This window comes from Myroides sp. LJL116 (assembly GCF_054871685.1).
In genome coordinates this window covers 18,133-42,817 of sequence record NZ_JBTXLR010000009.1, presented here as the reverse complement: position 1 = coordinate 42,817, position 24,685 = coordinate 18,133, and the positions used below count along the sequence as shown (strand labels likewise).

General features: G+C 33.7%; 18 protein-coding genes. 15 read left to right on the top strand and 3 right to left on the bottom strand.

Translation table 11 applies throughout. The features are described from left to right. Nucleotides 1-14 precede the first annotated feature (14 nt). From ACYSNM_RS08060 to ACYSNM_RS08040, 5 genes are all read left to right on the top strand, one after another. On the top strand, nucleotides 15-1,283 hold the full coding sequence (locus ACYSNM_RS08060) for a hypothetical protein (RefSeq protein WP_461756426.1): 1,269 nt from the start codon (nucleotides 15-17) through the stop codon (nucleotides 1,281-1,283). Nucleotides 1,284-1,839: 556 nt separating this feature from the next. After that, nucleotides 1,840-3,651, top strand: coding sequence for a carbohydrate binding domain-containing protein (locus ACYSNM_RS08055; protein ID WP_461756425.1), 1,812 nt, complete (start codon nucleotides 1,840-1,842; stop codon nucleotides 3,649-3,651). A 403-nt stretch (nucleotides 3,652-4,054) separates the two neighbouring features. Then, nucleotides 4,055-4,870 carry a helix-turn-helix domain-containing protein gene (locus ACYSNM_RS08050; RefSeq protein ID WP_461756424.1) on the top strand — a complete coding sequence of 272 codons (816 nt, stop codon included), beginning with the start codon at nucleotides 4,055-4,057 and terminating at the stop codon, nucleotides 4,868-4,870. An 85-nt stretch (nucleotides 4,871-4,955) separates the two neighbouring features. Beyond that, nucleotides 4,956-6,656 carry an alpha/beta hydrolase-fold protein gene (locus ACYSNM_RS08045; RefSeq protein WP_461756423.1) on the top strand — a complete coding sequence of 567 codons (1,701 nt, stop codon included), beginning with the start codon at nucleotides 4,956-4,958 and terminating at the stop codon, nucleotides 6,654-6,656. Nucleotides 6,657-6,871: 215 nt separating this feature from the next. After that, entirely contained in the window at nucleotides 6,872-7,537 is a 666-nt protein-coding gene (locus ACYSNM_RS08040; protein WP_461756422.1) for a DUF421 domain-containing protein, read from the top strand. A 63-nt stretch (nucleotides 7,538-7,600) separates the two neighbouring features. Here ACYSNM_RS08040 and ACYSNM_RS08035 read toward each other — a convergent pair whose 3' ends face one another. The 3 genes from ACYSNM_RS08035 to ACYSNM_RS08025 all read right to left on the bottom strand — a co-directional run bounded on the left by ACYSNM_RS08035 (nucleotide 7,601) and on the right by ACYSNM_RS08025 (nucleotide 10,390). Then, entirely contained in the window at nucleotides 7,601-8,296 is a 696-nt protein-coding gene (locus ACYSNM_RS08035; protein WP_461756421.1) for a hypothetical protein, read from the bottom strand. A 243-nt stretch (nucleotides 8,297-8,539) separates the two neighbouring features. After that, entirely contained in the window at nucleotides 8,540-9,112 is a 573-nt protein-coding gene (locus ACYSNM_RS08030) for a DUF4136 domain-containing protein (protein ID WP_461756420.1), read from the bottom strand. Between the two features lie 384 nt (nucleotides 9,113-9,496). Further along, complete coding sequence (locus ACYSNM_RS08025) at nucleotides 9,497-10,390, bottom strand: ion transporter (protein ID WP_461756419.1); 894 nt, start codon at nucleotides 10,388-10,390, stop codon at nucleotides 9,497-9,499. A 470-nt stretch (nucleotides 10,391-10,860) separates the two neighbouring features. On the opposite strand from ACYSNM_RS08025, the gene ACYSNM_RS08020 reads away from it, so the two are divergent. The 10 genes from ACYSNM_RS08020 to ACYSNM_RS07975 all read left to right on the top strand — a co-directional run bounded on the left by ACYSNM_RS08020 (nucleotide 10,861) and on the right by ACYSNM_RS07975 (nucleotide 24,662). Continuing rightward, the gene (locus ACYSNM_RS08020) at nucleotides 10,861-11,913 is read left to right on the top strand and encodes a linear amide C-N hydrolase (RefSeq protein WP_461756418.1); all 1,053 of its coding nucleotides are present in this window, start codon (nucleotides 10,861-10,863) and stop codon (nucleotides 11,911-11,913) included. 19 nt (nucleotides 11,914-11,932) lie between these two features. Then, a complete protein-coding gene (locus ACYSNM_RS08015; RefSeq protein WP_461756417.1) occupies nucleotides 11,933-13,066 on the top strand; it encodes a linear amide C-N hydrolase in 1,134 nt (377 codons plus the stop codon). A 388-nt stretch (nucleotides 13,067-13,454) separates the two neighbouring features. After that, nucleotides 13,455-14,849: a glutamate decarboxylase gene (locus tag ACYSNM_RS08010; protein ID WP_461756416.1), complete on the top strand. Its 1,395-nt coding sequence runs from the start codon at nucleotides 13,455-13,457 to the stop codon at nucleotides 14,847-14,849. 97 nt (nucleotides 14,850-14,946) lie between these two features. Next, nucleotides 14,947-16,035: a porin gene (locus ACYSNM_RS08005; protein WP_461756415.1), complete on the top strand. Its 1,089-nt coding sequence runs from the start codon at nucleotides 14,947-14,949 to the stop codon at nucleotides 16,033-16,035. Between the two features lie 170 nt (nucleotides 16,036-16,205). Further along, complete coding sequence (locus ACYSNM_RS08000) at nucleotides 16,206-17,600, top strand: TolC family protein (RefSeq protein ID WP_461756414.1); 1,395 nt, start codon at nucleotides 16,206-16,208, stop codon at nucleotides 17,598-17,600. 10 nt (nucleotides 17,601-17,610) lie between these two features. Then, nucleotides 17,611-18,597, top strand: coding sequence for an HlyD family secretion protein (locus ACYSNM_RS07995; RefSeq protein WP_461756413.1), 987 nt, complete (start codon nucleotides 17,611-17,613; stop codon nucleotides 18,595-18,597). 12 nt (nucleotides 18,598-18,609) lie between these two features. Beyond that, nucleotides 18,610-19,779: an ABC transporter permease gene (locus tag ACYSNM_RS07990; protein ID WP_461756412.1), complete on the top strand. Its 1,170-nt coding sequence runs from the start codon at nucleotides 18,610-18,612 to the stop codon at nucleotides 19,777-19,779. Next, nucleotides 19,769-21,043: an ABC transporter permease gene (locus ACYSNM_RS07985; protein ID WP_461756411.1), complete on the top strand. Its 1,275-nt coding sequence runs from the start codon at nucleotides 19,769-19,771 to the stop codon at nucleotides 21,041-21,043. Before ACYSNM_RS07990 ends, ACYSNM_RS07985 begins: the two co-directional genes overlap by 11 nt. A 182-nt stretch (nucleotides 21,044-21,225) precedes the next feature. After that, a complete protein-coding gene (locus tag ACYSNM_RS07980) occupies nucleotides 21,226-22,653 on the top strand; it encodes an amino acid permease (protein ID WP_461756410.1) in 1,428 nt (475 codons plus the stop codon). A gap of 551 nt (nucleotides 22,654-23,204) precedes the next feature. After that, on the top strand, nucleotides 23,205-24,662 hold the full coding sequence (locus ACYSNM_RS07975; RefSeq protein WP_461756409.1) for an amino acid permease: 1,458 nt from the start codon (nucleotides 23,205-23,207) through the stop codon (nucleotides 24,660-24,662). Nucleotides 24,663-24,685 lie beyond the last annotated feature (23 nt).

Below are 24,685 nucleotides of genomic sequence, written 5' to 3'. Positions count from 1 at the left end.
AGTATAGTTTAATTATGAAAAAAGCCGCAAAGTACCTTGTTATAGGTGTTGTTTTATTGGTTATTGCTTTATTTGTAGGATACAAATATCGACAAAGTCAAGCTAAAAATCAGTTAGTAGATCCTCAGGCCACTAGCATTTTAGCCATTGCGGTAGATGATATGGTATGGAACAATCTAAGTACTTTGCTTTTAGACTCTGAAAAGAGTGATTCTACTAGCTCAGATGCTAAAGAATGGGCTGACTACTTATGGAAGACACCTGGAGTTTCTATACCATCTAAACTATATATGTTTACTAAGGAAACGAGTCCCTATGGTTTTTATGGGATCTTAAAAGTAAAAAACTACGATAATTGTTTCTCTTATTTTGCTACAGATCATGATCAAGAAATGGAATTCTTAGACAAGGAAAAATCGGTGGTTTCTCTAAGGGTAAATCCTTATACCAGTATAGTGTTTAACCAAGAGTATCTAGTGTATAGTATTAGTGCGGATAAAAATATAACTGACTTAGATTTACTGCAAATTCTTCAATCTAAAGACTCCTGGGTGAAGATTAAAGATTTAAATACTTTCTATACTCAAATGCCAGTAGGGGATATCAGCTTTTTAAATGCAGATAAAACCTTGAGTATTGCAGCGGATGTAAAAGACAATACGCTGTCTTTTGTAATAGATAGAGACTTAGGTAGACTACTTGAGACTCAACTGTGGAAAAGGCAATTTAAGAAAGATAATTTAGCACTTTGGTTTACTTATTCCATGGATTTAGAGTTTATACCAGGTATTTATCCTTTGGTTAGTGATTTGCTTGGATTAGAACAGCCTACACTAATTAACTATATGGATGTAAGTGTGGCTAAAGATCTTGCACTAGTTACAACCACCAAGGTAGTAATGGATTATGACCAGGACTTTAATCAAGTAGAGTCTACCGTGGAGTATACTCAAGAGGTTCCATGGCTTACTTATAGCTTTTTACAAGAAGATGTAACTTCTGAAGTTTTGCAAAAGACGCTGTCCCCTGGTTTTGAACTTATAGAAGAAAATGATTTTGTTGTAGCTTCTGCAAAGCTTGGTGATAATCTTTCTTTAGAAAAAGTAGAAACAATTTCACCTCTACAAGGGTATATAGACTTTGCTAATTTACCCGCTTTTACAAAAGACGAGGTAATAGCTGACTTACAAAAAAATAATGTGGTAGTAGAATTTTCTAGTGAAACCACCTCGTTAACCTCTATTAAAGTATGGGGTAAAATATCGTGGAAAAATAGAAATTAGATTACAGCTTTTAAATAATATTAAAAGGGTTTACTATGTTATATAGTAAACCCTTTTTTCGTTAATGCTCCTTAATGTTTTTCTTTGTTTTATAAGTGTAGACTTTCATACTTATACTAGTAGTATGTGAAAAGTACCACTATAATAGGGGTAGTAAACTAAAAATAGCCTAATTTGATTTTATAAAACTATTTTTATAAATAGAAGAGGGCTAGAAAAGATTGTATTTGTTAAATACTAGGCTAATTTTTGTTAAATATACTGTTTAAATAATAGCAAATTTCTAAATAATTAGAATAAAGACTACCTTTGCGCTCAAATTTAGGAGCAAATCTAGTTTTTGGGTTTATTAGCGTTGAAAAGTACTATAATGACTTTGTTTTCAGAGCTTTGTAAAACAGTTTTATTTGGTTTATTAAGCTTTTTGGTAAGTTTATTTACCAGGTTATAACAGTGCTTTTTCCTTTTAATGATCAGTGAATTAGAGAGATTTCAACTCTTTTTGCACCTATATTTTTAACTCCTATTAACGACTATTTTTTTGAAAAATTATTACATGACAAAAAATTCACAATTTTTATCCTCTGAAGTTTTACAGAGGAATAAACAAACTTTGAGTTATTGGTTTATTGCTTTACTATCTATATTTACAATGGGGTATAGTTATGGACAAAAAGTGGTTTTCCATGAGGATTTTGGAAATCATACTACAAGAACTCCTTCTCAATATATTCCTCAAACTGGAAATGATGCAGGGTTAGATAATTGGTTTGGGACACATGGAGGAAAGTTTTATCTCTTTGGAGAGCCAACAGAAGACTGGGATCCTAATGTTGAAAATTCTACTTTATATCAAAACGTAATTAGTGATGGATATTACGCTATTATTAATCCGGCTAATATTTATGCAGGGTTAGGTGGTAAATGGACACAATGGGCTAAGTTCTGGGATAAAGATGCTCAAAGTAAGCGAGAAGATACGACCAAAGATTATGGAGCAGTCTTAGCTGTTAATGGTGGGATGGTAAAAAACCAGTTTTATCGTCGTGGTATAGAACTTGAACCAGGAAAAAAATATAAGTTTTCTGTTTGGATATACGCAAATAAAAAGCCTAATGTAGGTTTCCAATTTGAGGTACAAAATACTCTATCGGAAAAGGCATTAGGGGAATCAGCTACTCATATGATTAAGGCAGCCGATGCATGGGAGGAGTTTTCTTGGACATTTTCTATACCTGAAGGTGGAGTGAATTGTCCAAAATTAAATCCCGAGGTAGCATACATCGCTATTGCCCTTCGTAATCAAGTATCAGACGATGACGGAAATGATTTCTTTATTGATGATATTATGATTACTGAATTACCAGATAATACTAAAGTTGATACAGAATTGGTATGTGAAAATTTTGATGAATATTTATCTCCAGTTAATCCAGCGGATAATACTTTCTTATTCTCAGCGCCTAATAAAAATATTATTACTAACGATAAGGTTTTTATTAATGGCGATGAAACTCCAGTAGAGGTTGTTCTAGATGGAAAAGATAAGAACGCTACAATTGCCCCAGTTGGTAATTGGCCAGAAGGTTTTGAATTAGATTTAGTAACAGGAGAACTTATAATCAGTCCAAATGCTACTTTACCTAATCGTCCTTTAGAGTATAGTTTATGTAACTTATTGGGAGTTTGTGAAACTGCATTTATTTATCTTCTAGAAGATTGTAGTGACCAAGGAGTCTCAACAATGAATTTAATGAAGTTATATACTTCATCCGTACCACAAGATGCCGAAATACATTGGTTTACTACTGTGGATAGACAACCTAATACAAAGGTAAATAATCATTCAGAGGTAGGTCCTGGAACTTATTATCCTTTTGTGTTTCAAAATAATGCCTATACTAAAAGTATTTCTAGTGATGGTGTAGAAGTAGTTGAACAACCAAAATGTATTGCTGATGTAGCTGTTGTAAAAACTGTTTCTAAGTCAAAGGTATACTTTAAAGACTTAGTGGATTTTACTATCGAAGTTACTAACCTAGAAATAAAGGAAAAAACAACATTTAGAGCTGTAGATGTAGAAGTTACGGATAATTTACCACAAGGGTTAGAATTTTTAAGTGCAAAGGCTAGTAAAGGAACCTTTGATGTATCTACTGGTAAGTGGTTTTTAGACACTTTAGAAGTAGGCGAGACAGAAACTTTAACTATAACTGTTCGTATGGAAGCTCAGAAAGTGGTTGAAAATATTGCTACAGTTACTACTAGAACAGAAGACATAGATAAGACTAATAATACATCTTCGGCAAGCGTTTCTTTAGAAAGCGTTTTAATTAGTAATCCTATGATTTACCAAAGAGTAGACTAAGGATTTTAAATAAAGACTTTACTGGCTGAATAAGTGCTAGATAAGATATAATAAAATTGACTATTGGGTTATTTACCTGATAGTCAATTTTTTTTGGTATATATTACATCAAAAGTTATGCTAGCAAACTTCTTTATGTTTTGAGTTTAAGTAAGCCCTGAACATAGGCTATCGCAAAAGGATAAAGCTTTGAAGGGAACTACGCCACTTAGCTTTTCTTAACTAAGTAAGAGATTATGTAAAAATCTTCCTATTGGGCCTTACTGTTTTGTGTTATTTTATTTACAATTGTTCTTTTATTATTGTGCTGAAATATAGTATATTACAGTAGTGGAGTTTCATAGTCCTTGCTTTAATATTTGAAAAACCCTCTTCTATATCTAACATAAGAAAAGATAGCTTTATGGATAATATCTTTATCACCTTTAAACCAAAATGTGAGATAATCAAAAAATACGTAGACTACTATTATTTAGATAGTAGACCTAGTAATAAGCTTCGTGTATACGATTGTTTTGCTCACTACAATACTTCTATCTCACTTTACCAAAGTCATTATAGGTTAGAAGATAATTCAGGTGTAGAATTCCATGATAACGCAGGCTTTTTACAGTTATATACTCCAATTCGACAAGATACCCTAAGAATTACTCAAAAAGGGCCTGTAAACCGTGTTGTAATTGTTTTTCATCCTTTGGGAGTGAACCAATTTTTTGCTGATTTAGATCATAAAACAACTTGCAGTATAGTGGATTTATTTTCTAAAGAGGAATTAATAGAGTTATTTCAAAACAGGGATATACAGGTTTTAACTCATCTACTAGATGGTTTTTTACACAACAAATATAGGCAGTTTGAAAACAAGCTTCTAAGTCAAGGGGTAGAGGCTATACTAGAGGATTATTTAGAACTACCTATAAATGATTTAGCTTCTAGTTTAAAAGTAAGTAGGCAGTATTTAAACCGGTTGTTCACTCAACATCTAGGACTTAGTGCTAAAAGGTTTCAGCAAATAGTTCGCTTTAGAAAGTCTTTGCAATCTAAAATGTCTTCAAAGGACACAGTAGATTGGACCACGGCGGCCTATCAAAATGGATTGAGTTGTCCTTCCCATTTAAATAAGCTCTATAAAAGTATAACAGGTTACACTCCTGTAGACTTTTTAAACAAAGGGACTCTTATAGGCCAGGAGGATACCTTTTGGCATGAAAAGAAATAAACAAGGTTAGTTTCCAAATCTACCATTGTTTAAAAGGGGATTTTCTTAATTTGCTTTAGAGTATAAAATGTAAAAAGTAATAACTATGAGAGAATTATCCCTGCTATTTTGCTGCGCCTTTTTTTGCTTTTCCTTATATGGGCAAGAATCTTTTAAAGAGTTAAGTCAAAGTACATTAGATTTTAGCTATAACGCCCAAAGCAAAGAGGAGCTTAAACAAGCTTTGGATAAATGGGAGAATCTAAAAAGGTTGTATCCCGATAGTATTATGGACGTACATAGATGGGAAATGGTTTCTGTTGCAAATCAAGTAGGACAAGATACCCTAGGCTTTAATATGCTCTTCGATCTATTGCAAAATACAGTAGATGATGATGGAATACCTACTTTTGCTGAGGTTTTAGCACCAGATGCCCAGGAGGATTTCGATTTTTTGATGAGTAAGCCCTTATGGAGTAAGGTAGAAGAAATTGCTCAAGGCCATAAAAAAAGCTACTATAAAGAATTGGACTTAGCCCAAGAAGAATTCTATAAGACTAATCAACTTCCAATAGATTCCACTAAAAGCGCAAGAGAGCTATATGAACAGTTAAAGAATTATACTCCTTATTTGGATAAAGAAAAAATTAACTACTCCCTTTCTTTTGCCATCAACGATACCTTAAATAGTTCTTTTTTAGTGCATTTACCTGCAAATTATAATCCTTCAAAGCGTTATCCCGTTCTTGTGGTGTTACATGGCGCAGTTCGTTATACTCGACTGTCTGATTTTCAGGTTCCTTCTTTTGTATTGGGAGATTATCATCGTTATTATACGGAGATTGCCGATTTGAAGCACGTTATTTTAGTGTTTCCAAGCGCAGATAAAAACTATAACTGGATGACAAGTGATGCTGGTTTCTTTATGGTTCCTTCTATTGTTAGGATGATTAAGAAAACTTTGTCCATAGATGATAATAGGGTGTTTCTGACAGGGCACTCTAATGGGGCAACAGGATCCTTTTCCTATTGGATGAAAGACCCAAGTGATTTTGCTGGTTTTTTGGGGTTTAATACGTATCCTAAAGTTTTCACTGGAGGTACTTTTGTAGAAAATGCTAAAAATAGCTCCTTTACCAATTTTTCAACAGATTTAGATTATTACTACCCGCCATGGGCAAATGATACCTTAACTAAAGTAATGGACTCTTTAGGTGCCAATTATAGCGATTATCGCTATAATGGATACCCACATTGGTTTCCAGAATTTAAAGCTGCTAGGCCTGCTGTAGAGATACTTTTCTCAAGCATTCAAAATACAAAAAGGGATCCTTTACCTAAAGAAATACTCTGGCAATGGGATGATAATGCCAATGGAAATATACACTGGCTAAGTACAATGCAATTAGATACCTTAAGTAGTGATTATAGACCAATTCCTAGGATTAACTTCCCAATTAATAAATGGCTAGAGTATAGTGAGCAAGAAGGAAAAGAAGATGATCTTATCGAGGTAGAGGTACAAAGGCATGCTTTTTCCTTTGCTCGTAAATCTGCTAGAATTCAGGCAAACTACAATCAAAATACTTTTAAATTAACTAGTCAAAATGTAGCTTCTTTGTGTGTTTTAGTTTCTCCAGAGCAAATAAATATGCAAGAGCCTGTTTTGATTTATGTCAATGATCGACTTGTATTTAATCAAGTAGTGGGGTATAATAAAGAGTTTATGCTAGAGAATTTTAGCAAGAATCAGGACAAGGATAGACTTTGGGTTAATAAGATATGTATAGACCTTTTAAAGCAGTAAGAGATAGAGTGTAAAAAAGATAGATAAAGCACTGTAAATCAACGAATATAAGTTGTGTTAGCACCTTGAGAAGCTTTTTTGTTTTACTAGGATTAACTAACTTTAATACAGTGGTTATAGTAGGTAAAACCTCCAAAGGCAAAAGGGTACTTTTGAAGTATCCGCCTTTGGAGTTTTATACTTAAAGACCAATTTTCTCATCTAATTTTTAGACAATGGACTATCTTTACTTATTACTCAAGTTGTTAATTGGGTTTTTAATCATTATCCTGTATTTAAATTTTACAGGGAAAACCCAAGTTTCTCAAATGAATGCCATTGATTTAATAGGTAATTTTATTCTAGGGGGTATTATAGGAGGGGTGATTTACAGTCCTAATATTTCCATGCTGCAATTTCTTATCTGCTTATTTATGGCTATTGCCATAATTTATAGTTTGAATCTACTGGTTAAAAAGACCAATGTCTTCCGTTCTTTTGCCATTGGTAAGCCTATTGTTTTAGTCAAGGATGGTAAATTCTGTTTGGATGCTATTAAGAACAAACAAAATAAAGTAGATATGGTAAGTCTAGCAAGTAATTTACGTATCCTAGGATTTGATACCTTCTCCAAAGTTAACTTCCTACAAATAGAGCCAAATGGGCAATTAAGTGTTAGACCAAATACCAAGGAAAGCTGTTTACCAGGTTATATCTTTTATGTACATGGGGTATTGGATCAAGAATTTCTAGCTCAAATAGAAAAAGATGAAGCCTGGGTAATGCACTGTTTGAAAACCGCTGGTATAGATTCTTTAGAAAAGGTGTATTTAATAGAACTCTTTGAAGACAAGCTTTTTGTTCTATGCCAAGATGGAGAACTTAAGCAAATTAAGTATTAATATATACCTGTAGTAGCATAAGTTAATACAGGAAGGCTTAAAAGTATCCGTTTTTAAAATAGTTTAAGCCAAGGGTTTATGGTTTTTCTTTTTATCCAAGCTTAAGGTTTTATAGATGAAAAAAGAAGATAATAAAAGTACTACCGAAACAATGGTAATGTTAACCTGTTTATCATAAAGGCTGTTTAATTGCAGAATAAAACTCATTGTTAGAGTAACCCCTACAATCAAAAGCCCTATTAATCCATAAATGGTTAATGGGTATTTATATCTATAAGCTCGTGGGATATAAGCCTTTTTACTTCTAAGGGTATAATAGCCTACAAAGGCATAGGTAATCATTTGTAATCCAACGATTAATAAGAAGCATAGGAGTTGTGCATAATTGTCTTTAGGGGAGTATTCTGTAATGATTTGAAGTAGTAAGTAACCCAGAGCTATAATAGTTGTGGGTAAAAACTGCCATAGCAATAGTTTTCTTTTGCTTTTATAGCTAGAAATTAAATCTCGTATTAGCAAATAGGAAAAAGGTCCATAAAAAAGTAGAAATGGACTATATAGTTCTAAATCAATAGGATATCGTATTAAGAATTGTAGAAGTAAAATAAAACTACAATGGCTCAGTATTAATATATTAACATATTGTAAAGCAGTACTTTGTTGGTTGAGATCTTTTAAATAGATCACTAGGTTAACAATACAAATTAGTATAGTTAAAAGTAAGATGTAGTCTGGTATAATGGTAACTAACCTCTCCATCTGAAAAAATTTAGGGGTTATAAATAATAATAAAACGGGTCAAATATAATAAAGTTTATCAGTTCAAGTAGGGTTATAAGATATTTCCATTTTAAATCTATGTTATTAAATTTATAAGTATAGAATAGCTTACTCTAGCAAAAACCTTTGTCTTTATTTTAATTTAAAATATAAAGCCCCTATTAAGACAAGGCTTAATAGGGGCTTTACAACACACTATCTTACTTAAAAGGAGTTTTGTTGTTATTTTTTGTTTGAAGCTCCTGGAGGATAGTTCGCCAATATGCTTGTTACATATTTTTGTACTAATGCTTCCACTTTAGCTTGGGTATTTGCCCCACCTAATAAACCTGTACCAACACCTTGCCAAACTATTGACTTAGTAGCAGGATTTAAGATATCGATATATAATTTTCCTTCTAGTTCAGTTGTAACTGTTGTTGTTTCTTGTGGATTCCAGTAAGGAGTATATCCCCATCCACCATAGTATCCGTATGGCTCATAGAAATCAGGATAGTTGTAGTTGTTTTGAACATCTAACTCCTGTTGTGTTTTAGTAAAGATGTTTACTAAGACCTGTGGATTAGTAGCTGATTTTGTATATCCTTTACTTTGTAAATCTGCCTCAATAGCACTTAATACTGCTTGTTTAGTGATATCATCTAATTTACATTTTTCAATTCCTTCTTCAAAGAAATTATAGGTTTTAAATTGATTGAAGTTTACTGCTTGGTCATAATTAGAGGATACTTGAATTCCACAAGATCCCATAAAAAGCACAAGAGCTAAGAAGGGTAAAAATTTAAATAATTTCATAATTTAACGTTTTAATATTAGTGATTCTTAATTAATGTTAAGGTACTAAAGATATTTTATATAAAGTATAGTTAAAGTATTTTTTTTGCCCCTTTTTTTAAGAGTGAAATTCTTCCAATTATCTTTGTTTTAAAGGGGGGTAATTAGGTAGGAGTTATACTGCTAAGTGTTTTGTTTTCAGGGTTTTTCAAGGATTTTTTATTGAGGTCATTTTCACTATCAACAAACAAAAAAATACTTCATAGAAGTTTTTTGGTAGATATTTTCTTAGTGAAACCATAGATGCAAAGCTTATCAAAAGGCTTATAAAGAACAAAGAGGTGCTTTTTTAAGTAAAAAACACCTCTTTGTTTATAGGAAATTATCCCCTAGAGTAAAGGAGAATTATTTTGGAATCTGTGGACTTTGATTAGGTTTTGGCGCGCTACCTGCAAAGCTATCTTGCAGAGGTACTGCATTTGGATTTAACTGACTTAGATTGTTCTGGGCTAGTGAAAACTCTTCTGAAAACCCAGATGCTAAAACCCCAGTTGGTACAGCAAAGAAACCTACCCCTATAACAGATATTAAGCCTCCTAAAAGACGGCCTATCACTGTAACAGGAACAACATCTCCATATCCAACAGTAGTTAAGGTGATAATAGCCCACCACATGGATTCAGGGATACTTGAGAATTTTGTTGGTTGTGCTGCGTTTTCTGCATAATACATAGCCGTGGAGGAGATGATTAGTAGAAAAATCAATATCACAAAAGTTAATATAAGTTCATCTCTTTTTCTTCTAAGTACTCTAACTAATAGATTTAATGCCGTTACATAACGGGCTACCTTAAAGATACGCAATAATCTAAAGATTCTTAGAAGGCGTAAGATGCGTAAATCAAAATAAACAAAGGACAGAAAAAATGGAGCGATAGCCAAAAGGTCAATAATTTGCATGGCAGTGATTCCGTAGCGCAAACGACCTATAATAGGTTTTCTATAGGCTGGATCACAGGTAATACTCCACATGCGTAATATATACTCTACGGTAAAAAATAATACAGAGTACAAAGAAAAGGTATTGAAAAAGTCTCCAAATTCTTCTTGTAAACTATTTACCGATTGAAGGATTAAAACAGTTGCATTAGCCAAGATAACTATAACAATAATTCCCATTGTTATTTTACTAGCTAATGTTTTAGAGTCAATATTTAATAAGGTATATATTTTATACCTAATAGGATGTTTTTGATTGTAAGAGTCCATATTAATTAGGTCAATTATTCGACAAGTCAAGGCATTATTTTGTTATAAGTCTCCAAAAAATGCACAGAATGTTAAGTTTTTAGATACCAATAAACAAGTTAATAGCCTTTACCTTCAAATGTAAAAGCTTTTTTGTAAATTTTATCAAAATTAGTCGCAATTTTTTTATTTTGCTAGTCTTTTTGTTTGTCTATAGTCATGTTTTAACCAAAAGCTGTATTCTACTTATACTCAAGAGTAAGTAGTCAAAAGTAATAACCAAGGTCTAATTAGGGAAGCCTTTGTATAAGGTAGAATAGCAGATAGTAGAAGTGTTAAAGGTTTTTATCAGTGGTTATGGAAGATTGTTGGCCATTTTTATAAAAGTTTATATAATTGTTATATCTTTATACTAAAGTCTAATGGTTTAATTTGAGATTTAGAATAAAAAATTATAAAGGTTGATTTTTTTCCCTAGGCTTTATGTTATATTAAAACTATCCATTAAAAATTATACTTGTATGAAAACAACTCCCACCATGAGTAATACGCTTTTTTATTGTACTTCTTTAGCAATAACGGATCAAGATAAAAATATCTATCATGGACGCACCTTGGAATTTTCAACCTCGGCAATTCCATCTAGTATTTGTTATTATCCAAAGGGCACTAGTTTCGCTCCCATTACGAAGGACCATACATCTTTAATGGCCTTTGAGTGTAAGTACGCTATGCTTGGTATGGGTATGCCGGTAGAAAACAATGGTAAAGGACTTGAAAAACAATTACTAGAAGGAGTTAACTCCGAGGGGTTATCTTTTAGTTTAAATATGAAAACTAATTCAGAGTTAGATGCCCAGGTAATAACAGATTATTCCAAAGTGGTATCCTTTGATTGTTTAGGACATTGGGCTCTGGCTAGTTTTGCCAATGTAGCTCAAGTCAAAGAAGCTGTAAAAGACCAAGTTTTCTACTGTAGAGAATTAGATGAGGTAGGTGGTATGAGCGCTCCATTTCACTTTGCATTTTACGATACTAAAGGGGAGTGTTTAGTGGTGGAGATAAATTTTGGTAAAGTTTGCATTTACGATAACCCAACAAGGGTAATGACCAATGGACCTGAGCTTCCATGGCATTTGACCAATCTTAATAATTATACCCATTTAACCAATTTAGATGTAAATCAGGGTTCTTTAGGTAATATGACTATAAAACAACCTGATTCAGGTATTGCCTTAGCAAGTTTACCTTCTTCAGATACCTCTGTAGATCGATTTGTTAGAGCTGCATTCTATAGTAGTTTCGCTAAGCAAGCCTCTAGCGCGCAAGGTGCCCTTTTAGAGCTTTCTCATATTATGAATAAGTTCGATAGACCTAAAAACATGAGCGTTTCAGAAAGTGATCCAAAAAGTCCAAATGGACAAATTATATGTGAATACACTTTATGGACGAGTTTAACGGATTTAAAAAATGGTCGTTTATTAGTGCGCAGCTATAACAGTTTTAACTTTGTCGATCACAGTATTTCTGATTTCACTTCAAGTACAACACCTGTATATATTAATTTAGACTAACTAATAACCTTAAAATAGGATGAATACATCAAATCATTTACCAAACAATGTAAACCAAGATACCCAAAAGGGGCAAGAAGTTAAATTTGTAGAGTATACACCATTTAGCCAAGAGCAAATTCAATGTAATATTCCTTTTGCTTGTACTTCTTTAATGATTAAGGATAAGCAAAATAATGTCTACCATGGTAGAACAATGGAATTTACAACCGATCAAATTGTAACTAATTTAACTTACTACCCAAAAGGACAGAAGTTTCAACACCCAGCTCCAGATAATACTCCAGGTCTTGCCTACCAGGCAAAATATCCAATGATGGCATTAACAGTGCCTGTAAGCAAGATAGATCCAATGGGAGCTATGCAAGGAGTGAACGACCAGGGGTTGTCTTTTAGCTTGAATATGATGACAGATTCAGATTTAAAAGACCTACCAAGTTCTGCTTATCCAAATAGTGTTCCTTTCACTTCTTTTGGAGAATGGGCCATTGCAAGCTTTGCTAATATAACAGAGTTAAAGCAAGGTATTAATAATGCTAGCTTTTGGAGTGAGTCTATTGCTTTAATTGGAGGATTAAAAGCTCCTTTCCACTTTGCTTTATACGATAAATCAGGACAAAGTGTAGTGGTAGAGGTAAGTCAGGGAGCATTAACTATCTATGATAACCCTACAGGGGTGATGACTAACGGTCCTGCTTTTCCTTGGCATCTTACAAACTTGAATAACTATTCCAATATGAATAATATGGAGGTTAATGCAAGTAAGATTGGAAAAATGACCTTAATGCAGCCGGATAGTGGAACAGCTACTTCTGTATTGCCTTCTTCAAGTACTTCAGTAGGGCGTTTTGTTAAAGCATTCTTCTTTTCCACTTTTGCCAATGTAGTAGATACTCCACAAAAACAAGTTGTTGAACTTGCTCACGTGATGAATAATTTTGATAGACCAAAGAACATCTCTGCAATGAATGTTCCTACACCTGGTGACCCTACTAAAACAACCTATTTGACAGAATTTACAATTTGGACTGTACTAACAGATTTAAGTCAAGGGGAATTATACGTAAGATCTTATGCAGATATTAACTATACTAAGTTTACTTTTGCTCAATATGCTCAAAGTACTCAAATGGTAAGTGTACCATTATATTAATAGATCAATAGTTAACAAGAATAATTTAAATAAAAGAAGCTCTTTGTTTTAAACAAGGAGCTTTTTTTGTACCGCATTCCGTTGAAATTCTTGTTTAGTTTAAACAATCTAAAAGAATAATAAGGTAGATACTATTTCTTTCGTTTTGTAGGTATAATCTGTTTAAATGTTGAAAATATGGCAATATGTATAGTTTGATAGGAGTATAGTTTGTAAAAAATGTATTAGCTGTAATGTTATTAAAGATTTGCTATTTCTAGAAAGAGTAAAAAATATCTAAAATAGTTGTAATTTAATCTTGAAATTATGTTAAAAAGTTTTATATTGTATTGTAATTAAGATTTAGGTCTTGATTAGGTATGTAAATTAACACAAAAAATAAAAAATTATGGCATTACACGTTGTTAACCCTGGCGGAAAAGATGGACAATATTCGGATGAATATTCTCAAGAGATTTCCCTAAAAGGACTTGCAAAGTACAAATTGAATGAAAAATCAAATGATTCTGCTACAGTTCGCGATTTAATTTTAGATGAAATGTTATTAGATGGAAATGCAAAACAAAATCTTAGTACATTTTGTCAGACAGATGTAAGTGAGGATTTGCATATTCTCATGGATAAATGTATCAATAAGAATGCTATTGATAAAGATGAATACCCTCAAACTGCTGAAATTGAAGAGCGTTGCGTACATATTTTGGCAGATTTATGGAATTCTCCAGAGGCATCTGAAACTATTGGTTGTTCTACCACAGGATCTTCAGAAGCAGCTATGCTTGGAGGATTAGCTTTGAAATGGAAGTGGAGAGAAAAAATGAAAAAAGCTGGTAAACCAACGGACAAACCAAATATTGTCACTGGTCCAGTGCAGGTGTGTTGGGAAAAATTCGCACGTTATTTTGATGTGGAAATTCGCCAGATTCCAATGGAGCACGGAAGACTTTTAATGACTCCAGAGGAGGTTTTAAAAAGAGTGGATGAAAATACTATTGGGGTAGTACCTACTTTAGGAGTTACTTTTACTTTACAATATGAGGATGTTAAGCTTATCCATGATTGCTTAGATAAGTTACAAAAAGATACAGGTTTAGATATCCCAATGCACGTGGATGGAGCTTCGGGAGGTTTCTTAGCGCCTTTTATTCATAGGGACTTAGTATGGGACTTTAGACTTCCAAGAGTCAAGTCTATTAATACTTCAGGTCATAAATTTGGACTTTCGCCTATTGGTATTGGATGGGTTATTTGGCGTGAAAAATCAGATCTTCCAGAAGATTTAATTTTCAATGTAAACTACTTAGGAGGGAATATGCCAACTTTTGCACTTAACTTCTCTCGTCCAGGTGGGCAAATTATGGCTCAATACCATAATTTTTTAACACACGGACATGAAGGATATAGAAAAATTCAGCAAGCTTGTGCTGATCACGGACAATATATTGCACAAGAAATCGCTAAAATAGGACTTTTTGATATCATTTACGATGGAAAAGGAGGTGTTCCTGGTGCATGTTGGGTAATGAAAAAAGGTGTAAACCCAGGGTTTTCTCTCTTTGATTTAACTGATCGTATGCGTTCACGCGGTTGGCAAGTTGCTTCTTATAGCTTACCAAGTGACTGTGAGGATATGGTGGTTCAACGTGTTTTAGTACGTCATGGATTCTCAAGGGATATGGCGGATTTACTTTTAAGTGATCTTAAACGTTGTATCGAATATTTTGAGAAGCATCCAATTTCGGTTCCCTTAACTTCTGATGAAGGATCAAGTTTCCACCACTAGGAAGAAGTTTGTTATTGTAATGAATTAATGTAAACATAAAAGCCAAGTTGTTTTTAAAATAGCTTGGCTTTTTAATTGCAAATTTTAAACTAGGCCTATGAGAAAAATAATATTTTTTGTTGCTTTTATCTGTCTTTCCACAGCAGGATATGCTCAACATAGGGAAGACGAAGATTTAAATAAAAAACTGCAGTGGGACGATGAGATGCTAAATATTATGCTAGATACTCGTTATGATTTTCGCTATATCTTAGATAATGGTAAAAATGATAATAAAGGGTTTCATGCCGATATATTAAAGGTGCTCTTTGTTGGGGATATTACACCTAAGGTACATTATCGCCTTCGCCAGCGTTTAAATAAAGACCAATCACCAGATAACCGCGATGGATTATCTTCGGCTACAGATCAGGCTTGGATTAGTTTTGATTTTGCCCCGAATTGGAATGTTAAAGTAGGGATGCAATCCATTCAGTTTGGAACCTTTGAGTATAATTACAACTCTGCTGATGTATATACTCCAACTACTATTTACAATGACTTAACTTCTTCGGCTGTAGGGGTTAATGTATCCTATCAATGGAAGAATCAAGTGTTCAACGCTCAAATTATCAACTCTCCATATAGTGAATTCTCTGATAAAAAGGACGAGGATAAAACTTTAGCATATAATGTTTTATGGGTAGGAAGTCTTTTTGATGGAGTCTATAAAACGCGTTGGGGATATGGACTTTTTGAGCATACAGATAGTCAGTTCTACAATTGGTTTACCGTTGGTAATCAAATAAACGTTGGGAAATTCACAACCGAATTAGATTACTATATAGGAGATAGACAAATGGATTATAATTCTATTGTTTCTATAGCTCCTAATGAGTTGCGTTTAGTAGAAGATCAAGCAGTATCTGCCAAATTCGAATATAATTTTGGAAAATGGCGTCCATTTATCAAAGGTGTGTATAGCCAACGTTTTGATAAAGAGTTAAATGCCCAAGCTTATAACGTAAAAGGAGGGGAAGCTGTAGTGGAGTTTTATCCATTTACTAGTGAGCTATTGAAAGACTTGCGTTTTCACACTGCTTATTCTTATACGGCAACGGAGTTCAAAAATGAGTATGAAAGTTTACCTACTAAAAACGAAACTCGAATACTAGTGGGGATTCGTTGGCTGTTTAAAGTTAAATAGTTAAGGGATTATTTGTACTATAATGAAGTTTAAAAAATATAAAAAGCACCACTAATAATGGTGCTTTTTACATTAATTATGGTAACGATAAGTTAAAAATACTGGAATTTAATAGAGTTTAATTGTTAAAAAGTACTTATATTTGAAACTATAAACAAGAATTTAATTTAATGAAAATTTTAGAGTTAAGGAGCTACCTTTTATTCACAATAATAGGGGCTACTTGTTTGTTTTTCTCGAGTACTGCCTATAGCCAAAGTATGACCTTTTCACAGGCTTATCAGCAAATGAATAAGGATAATAGTAGTTTGAAGGCTTCGGAGAAAATGGAGCAAGTACAAAGTTTTAAGGAAAAAGCCGTTAAAGGTTTGCGCTATCCAAGTATCAAAGCTTATGGTATGGGCCTTTGGACGGACCGTTCTTTAGGAATCAATTTAAATGGGCTTCGCAATGGCGTAGCAGATTTTATCCAAATTCCAGATGCTAATGCGCTAGGGGATTGGAAAATGGATTTCAATAAACGCGATATGGTTTTAGGAGGCTTTTTAGCTACAATGCCACTTTATACGGGTGGTAAAATAAACGCAGCTATTGATGCAGAGAAAATCCAAAGTGAAATTGCGGCAACCGAATTAGACAATGTGCAAAGTGCTTTAGTAACCGAACTAGCTGAACGTTACTTTATGGTTAAGCTAGCCGAGCAAGCTGTGCAGGTGAAAAGACAAGTGCTTAAAGCTATGGAAAAACACCTTTCAGATGCTACAAAATTAGAAGCACATGGAATGATTGCTCCTGTAGAGAAATTAGTAGCTGAGGTTGCCGTTTCCGAGGCTAATAGAGAATTGGAAGCAGGTATAAAAGATGCTAGCTTGGCTCGTATTGCTTTAGCTAATACTCTAGAGGTAGATAGTGTAGAAGAAGATTTATCTAGTGAATTTTTTCAAGTAGATAACCTTGAGACAATGGAGTTCTACCGTAATGCTGCTCAAGAGAACTATCCTTTACTTCAAAAAATTGAATTAGAAAAACAGTTAGCTCAACAAGGGGTTAAAGTAGCAAGAAGTGGTAGGCTACCCACTGTTGTTGCTTTTGGTCAGACTATTTTAGCACATAATAATCCAATAAGCGGTTTAGACATTTTATATAATAACAATAAACCTTGGACCATTGGTGTAGGGGTGAGTTACTCTTTATTTGAAGGATTCAAAACTAAAAACGAAATAAAAGCTGCTAAAGCAACTGTTGAAGGAGTAGAATACTTGCAAACAAAGGCTATTAGTGATGTTAGAATGCTTGTAGCTAAATTATACCAAGATTTAGAAAAGCAACAAGAGCAAATCACTAACCTTAAAGTACAGTTAGATTTAGCCCAAGAGTTTGTACGCGTTAGAACAAGAGCCTTTGCAGAAGGATTTGCTACATCTTCCGATGTAGTAGACGCTGAAGTTGCTTTATCTGTAGTACAACTTTTAACCCTTGAGTCTCATTTTCAATATGCAGTAGAATTAGCTGCTTTATTAGAATTAGCTGGAATGAGTAAGAACTTTTTACAATACACAAATTAAATTCAAGACAATGAAAAATAATATTATAAATGCATTAATCGGTATACTAATAATAGGAGTAGTTTTAGGTGTTACTTTATGGTATATGGCAGCTCCGGATCAGTCTTATATGCAAGGTCAAGTAGATGCAACTCAAATTAATGTAGCTTCAAAAATTCCTGGAAGAGTGGATGAGATTTTCGTTATCGAAGGGCAAGATGTAAAAAAGGGAGATATCTTAATGCAAATTGGTACACCAGAAATTGATGCTCAGTTATCTCAGGCCGAGGCTTTGGAAAGAGCTGCTCAAGCGGTAGATAACAAAGTAAAGGCTGGAGCTAGAAAAGAAGAGGTACAGGCAGCTTATAATATGTGGCAACAAGCTAAAACTGGTATGGATTTAGCAAAAAGTACTTACGATAGAGTACAAAATTTATATGATGAAAAAGTTATTCCAGCTCAAAAAAGGGACGAAGCTTATGCACAGTATAAAGCTTCCATGGAGATGGAGAAAGTAGCTTTATCCAATTATACTATGGTTAAAGAAGGTGCTAGAGAGGAAGATAAACAAGCTGCATTAGCAATTGTTCAACAAACACAAGGGGCAGTAAAAGAAGCGGATCTTTATAAGTCAGAAGGACAAGTTAAGGCTCCTCGTGATGGTCAAGTACTTACTATTATGCCAAATGCTGGAGAGATTGTTAACTCTGGTTATCCTCTTGTGAATTTAGTAGATTTAGATGATGTATGGGTGTTTTTTAATGTAAGAGAGGATTTGATGCCACATTTTAAAATGCATACACAATTACCTGCTATTATTCCTGGATTGGGTAATCAAGAGGTTATGTTAGAGGTGCGTTATATTGCAGCTCAAGGAGATTATGCTACATGGAGTGCTACTAAAACACTAGGAGACTTTGATATGAAGACTTTTCTAATTAAAGCTTATCCTACAACTAAAGTTGAAGGTTTACGCCCGGGGATGAGCGCTTTAGTGGATCAAAAAAATTTGAAGTAAAAGGATACTATAGTGAAAAAAGGATTTTTAGCAATTTTTAAAGATGAAATTTATAGGCTCTTTAAAACTCCTAGGTTAGTTTTATTAACCTTTGGGGTACCTTTATTTCTTTTTATTTTTTATGCCTCTTTATTTAATCAAGGTGTACCTTCCAATTTACCTATAGTTGTACTAGATAGTGATAAGAGTCAGCTTTCCCGCCAATTTAAAATGATGATTGAATCTACCTCTACCTTAACTATACTAGAGGAGGTAAATGATGAATTGGCAGGGGAAAAACTAGTGAGAAAAGGAGATGCATATGCTTTTGTAATTATACCTAAAGATTTTCAAAAGAAGATACAAAAGAATGATTATACAAGTGTAACTTGTTATTATAACGGGGAGTATATTTTACCTGGAGGTTTGATCATGGAAAAATTTCAGACCCTTGGAATGATGTTTGCAGCTGGGGCTAGAATTCAAACTTTAGAGCAAGGAGGATTAACTCCTGATCAAGCCATGGCCATGGTTAATCCCATAAATACAAATTTTCATATTTTATTTAATCCCTATACCAGTTATGCTATTTACCTGAATTTGTCCTTTATGCCTATGGCTTTTCAAATCATAATCATGATTGTAAGTGTATATGCAATTGGAAGAACTTTAAAATACCAAAGAGGTAAAGAGTTATTGGATAAAGCAAATGGCAATGCAGTTGTGGCAATGCTTGGAACTTTGTTGCCTTATACCATTATATTTTCTATTCTTGGTTTTTTAATGAATTTGTTATTATACTATGGTATTGAAGTAACCTTAAATGGTAATTTCTTGGTAGTAAATCTTATTTTTATAAGTTTTGTGATAGCTATTCAGTCTATGGCCTTTTTCTTGGCTTCCACTATGAATAGTTTAAGGCTTGGAATGGAAGTAGGGGCGGATTACGCTGCTTTAGCTTTCTCTTTCGCAGGTTATACTTTCCCAGCAAATGGTATGAGTGGTTTTATCCAGGCTATTAATTACATCTTTCCTTTTACCTCGTACATGAGGTTTATTGTAGATTATTCTCTAAGGGGAATTATGTTTGATTCCAATCAATATAATTATGCTATAGCTTTTGCTATCTTTACTTGTTTTGGTATGATTGGAATACCATTTTACGTAAAAAAATTACAAAGAGGAGGTTATAATGCTTATTAAAAGAATAATAGAAAACTGGGCTTCAGTGATAACTGCAGCTATAGTTGAAACAAAGTTAATTTTTAGAGATTTTGCTGTATATAGTATTTATATACTTGCTATTATGGCGGTTTCTCTTTTGTATTCCTATATTTATACCAATGAGATTTTTGTCAACCTCCCGATTGCAGTGGTTGATAACGATCAGACTTCTATGAGTAGGCAAGTAACTAGAATGTTAGATGCTTCTCAAGAATTAGAAGTTCATGCTCAAAGTACTTCTTTAGTAGAAGCACGACAGCTTTTTAATCAAGAAAAGGTAAGGGCGATTGTTGTTATAGAAAAAGGATTTACAAGAGATATTCAAAATGGAAATATTCCTACTGTTGTAAGTTATTTGGATACAGCCAATATTTTATATTATAAAGAGAGTTTAGCCACCATTATGACCGTTGTACAAACCTATGGAGGGGGGCTTGAATTAAGTAAAATGATGAGTAGTGGTATTCCTGAATCACAGGCAGTTGCCACCCGTAGGCCATTTGATGTAAATGCAATTCCACTTTTTAATATTGCTGATGGTTATGGAACTTTTGTTTTACCAGTAGTATTTATTATTGCTATTCAAACTCTTCAATTAACAGGGCAAGGAATTTTATATGGAACTTTAAGGGAGAAGGGTATTTTTGCCTCTACTTTTAGTTTTGCTAGAAGAAGGTTTGGTAGTATTTTCCTTACCTTAGGAAGAGCAATACCTTATTTAATCCTTTCCTCAGCTGTATTATTATTTGAATTATTGGTGGTAACGCATATTAACCGATTTCCACAACGAGGTAATTTATGGGAGATAATGGTCTTCGCTACTCCAATTATTTTAGCTATTACCTTTTTAGGTATGTTTTTAACCAATTGGTTTAGACGAAGAGAGGATGCTATTATGACTATAACCATATTCTCTATTCCAAGCTTAGCTTTATGTGGGCTTTCTTGGCCAACGATTTCCTTTCCAGCTTGGCTGGCTATTTTAGCTAAGTTTGTTCCAACCACCTTTGGGGTGCAAGGTTTTGTGGCCTTGTCTCAATTTGGTGCTAAATTAAGTGAAATAAAAGAATTGTATTTTCAAATATGGGCATTAGCTATCTTTTATTTTATCTTAGCTTGTTGGACCAACCGTCGTTTATTACAAGATGATGATAAAGGAGATACAACAGTAATACAGGCTAATGAGCATACTCAAGAAATAACCAAAGAAGATCAAGCCCAAGCTTCGCAAGATGGGTATTAGAATAGACGTATACTTTTAGGGTATCAAAAAGTTTAATGAAAATTCAAAAGTCCAAAACATAAGATTGTTTTGGACTTTTTTTTAACAAAAATTTATTGTAATTCGCTTTAATTTAGTATATTGGAATGGTATTGCACTGAGCTTTAACATTTTTTATTTTTATAAATAATCCATAGAATCATATGATTGATAAGCCAAATAATAATAATTTACCCATTAGGGTAATTGGGGTTAAGAACATTAGTAAGTTTGCTTTTTTCGCCATGACTGCTTCCTTGTTCGTAACGGTTTATGAATATCCTACCTTCGCACAAAGTGGAAAAACACTGATTTTCTTTTTAGTAACTTGTGGACTCTTTTGGTTTTTACCAGTGGCATTATGCTCAGCAGAGATGGCGACTTTGAAAGGCGATCAAAGCGGAGGGATTTTCTCCTGGGTAGGTAATACCCTAGGGACAAAAGCTGGATTTGCAGCCTTGTTTTTCCAGTGGTTCCAAGTTACGGTAGGTTTTGTAACGATGCTTTATTTTGTTATAGGTACTCTATCGGCAATTTTTGATATTCCTGCTTTAAATGATAATCCATGGATAAAGTTCTCCATGGTAGTTGGGATGTTTTGGCTCTTTACCTTATTGCAATTTAAAGGGACAAGCTTTACTGCTGGCTTTGCTAAGTACGCCTTTACAATAGGTATTATTTTACCTGTTGGTGTTATGTTGGTATTGGCATTTATCTACATTGGTAAAGGACATCCAGTGTCTCCCGATTTTACTAGGAGTAATCTACTTCCTAAATGGAGCGATTTCTCGGCTATTACTGCCTTTGTTCTTGCGTATATGGGGGTAGAGGCCTCTGCTCCACATGCTACTTCTTTAAACAACTTTAAAAAGAGTTATCCACTAATTATGATTGCCCTTGTGGTAGTTGGAATTAGTTTAAGCACTATTGGAGGGAGTATAGTCTCTATGGTACTAGTAGGACCAATTTCTTCTAATGAGGGATTAATAGATGCTTTTAGCGCTCTTATATCTCCAGGTGAAATGTCTTGGATGGTAATGCTATTAGGAGGTTTAATTTGCTTTGGTATCATAGGCCAGGTGTGTTCTTGGATTGTTAGTCCAACAGCAGGCTTGCAGTATGTGGCCAGTAAGGGATTATTACCTAAGCGATTCCAAAGACAAAATAAGAATGGCGTACCTACCTATATTTTATTTGTTCAAGGTTTAGTTGTTACGGCTTGGGCTGCTATTTTAACCTTTGGATCTAGTGGTAATGGAAGTAATATGTCCTTCGAAACTGCGATTTCATTAACCGTGTTAATTTATTTAAGCGCTTATATTATATTTTTTATATCCTATTTTGCGGTGTTATTTCGCCATAAGGATATCCCAAGGGCATATGAAGTACCAGGAGGAATGTTTGGGAAAGTAACTATCGCTTCTATAGGGTTATTATTATCTTTAGTGGCTTTAGTATGTGCTTTTGTTGTTCCTAGCACTATGTCCCCAGTTGAAGCAAAGACTTATATTGGTTTACTACTTGTTTGTTTTGCCATCACTTTACTAGCTCCCTTGATTCTTTTTTATATTTATAATAAAAAATGGAATTAGTAATTAATAAGTAGTTTATTAATTAAAAAGCTTCCAGAAACATTTGCTTGTTTTTGGAAGCTTTTTTTATTCTTTGTAGTCAAATAAACTAGGGGGCGGTGTGTTTGTGTACTATGACTTTGAGTAAATTTTTAAAGGCATACTACTTTGTTTAAAGATTGCTCTTTTGGATTTAGTCGCACATGTAGTAGGTTTACTACTATATGTGGGGGTTTTATCGTTTTTTGAGAAATTGTATAGTTAATATTGTTAATGTAAATCTAGTATTGTGAATTAATTATAAAAATAATAGGCTTTTGTGTATAAAAGAATGTTAAAAATTATTATATTTGGTTATTGTCATGAGGGGCTGTGCTCTTTATAAATTATGTATTTTTTAAGGTTAAGTGTTGAGTTAGAAAATAACCTTGATTGTTTTCAAGGTTATTTTCTTTTACTATTTAGCTTCAACCATTATTTCACAAGTGCTCTATGACCAAATCTCTCTTTGAATTTACTTAAGGTATTTTTGGTATAACGATGAAACATTTTATTAACTATAATTATACGCAATGGCAGAAACAAGTAATTCAAGTGCTAGCTCAGCACCTGCTTCAGCAGCATCTAGCTCCTTAGCAGTACCTGGTTCTATGGGGAAGTTCGCATTCTTTGCAATGACGGCTTCTTTATTTTTAACCGTTTATGAGTATCCTACTTTTGCTCAAAGTGGGCAGACATTAATTTTTTACCTTATCGTTTGTGGACTTTTTTGGTTTTTGCCCGTAGCTCTATGTGCTGGGGAATTAGCAACAGTCAAAGGTTATTCAGATGGAGGAATCTTCTCTTGGGTAGGTAAACCTTTGGGTGCTCCTGTTGGATTTGCTGCAATATTTTTTCAGTGGTTCCAAATAACGGTAGGTTTTGTAACTATGTTTTATTTTATTATTGGAGTACTTGCCTCTATTTTGGATGTACCCGTTATTAATGAAGTACCTTGGGTTAAATTCTCTGTAGTATTGGTATTATTTTGGTGTACCACATTTATACAGTTTAGAGGTACTGATTTCACCGCAAAAATTGCCAAATACGCCTTCTCTTTGGGAATTGTTTTACCAGTTGGTGCTTTGACTATTTTGGCTATCATCTACTTTAATAATGGGCATACGATATCTACCGATTTCACAGGCGTTCCTTTTATTCCAAAAGATGGAAACATTGCTGCAATGACGGCTTTTGTTCTAACTTATATGGGAATTGAGGCCTCTGCTCCACATGCAACAGGTTTAAAGAACTTCCAGAAAACATATCCTTTGATCATGCTTGGATGTGTGGTAGTTGGAGTTGTTTTATGTACGCTTGGTGGAAGTATTGTAGCTATGGTACTTACTGGAGATATTTCCTCTAACGAGGGGTTGATTGATGCATTTAGAGTATTAATTTCTCCAGGGAAAAACTCATGGGCTGTAATACTGATTGGGTTATTGATTTGTTTTGGAATTTTTGGACAAGTTTCCTCTTGGGTAGTTGGACCTACTTCTGGATTACAATATGTAGCAGAGCAAGGTTATCTTCCAGCTCGTTTTGCTCAAAAAAATAGTAAAGGTGTACCTACTTTTATCCTTATTATTCAAGGTGTTATTGTTACTATTTGGGCTGCAGTACTTACTTTTGGATCTGGAGATAAAAGTGCCAACATTTCTTTCCAAACTGCCATCTCTTTAACGGTGCTAATTTATTTAAGTGCTTATATCTTATTTTTCATTGCCTATTTTGTAGTTGTTTTCTGGCATAGTGATGCGCCAAGAGCTTATGCTGTTCCAGGTGGGAAAATAGGTAAAATACTATTTGGTGGAGCCGGTTTAATTATGTCTGTATTGGCTATTTCAGCAGCATTCTCTATACCTTCTTCTATGAGTAAAGCCGAAGGAGAAACCTATATGGTTATTCTAATATGTAGTTTTATAGGTACTATTATAGCGCCATTTATTATCTATTGGATATTTAATAAAGGAAAAGATTCTAAAATGTAAATATTTAGTTTTTCAAATAAGTA